Source organism: Bowmanella yangjiangensis (assembly GCF_017255015.1).
Classification (GTDB): Bacteria; Pseudomonadota; Gammaproteobacteria; order Enterobacterales; family Alteromonadaceae; genus Bowmanella; species Bowmanella yangjiangensis.
The window spans coordinates 1-366 of record NZ_JAFKCS010000731.1 but is presented as its reverse complement, the minus strand read 5'-3'; the positions used below and the strand labels follow the sequence as shown (position 1 = coordinate 366).

Below are 366 nucleotides of genomic sequence, written 5' to 3'. Positions count from 1 at the left end.
CGCCATGCTGTCACGCATAACGACGCCCACCCTCGGCCACCACACCCTCAAGCGGCACACCCTGCAGGCGTGCCGACCAGTCCTCCAGGCGCCCGCTGCGCAGGCGCTGCGCCGCGATCTCGCGCCAGCGTGCGGAGAGCGCCGGGCACAGTTGCAGCTGCTGCAGGCCGGCGCGCTCCATGGGGAAGTGGTAGAAATGCTGCAGCGCCTGCGCCACGCTGAGGCTCGGGTAGCTGCGCTGGACCAGCTCGAAGGGCATCTCGGCACTGACGAACCCTGGTCTGAGCACGCGGTAGAACCAGCCGCAGCGGCCACTGTCCTGTACCGCCCTGGCCAGTTCCGGGTTGGCTCCCGGGCGGTTGAGGC

Annotated in this window: 1 protein-coding gene; it reads right to left on the bottom strand. The window is 70.2% G+C overall.

Annotated features, from left to right (window positions below; all coding sequences use genetic code 11):
- Nucleotides 1-10: 10 nt before the first annotated feature.
- Nucleotides 11-366, bottom strand: a 356-nt coding sequence (locus tag J0A65_RS26455; protein ID WP_332874387.1) for a 3-alpha domain-containing protein, incomplete at its 5' end; no start/stop codon positions are given.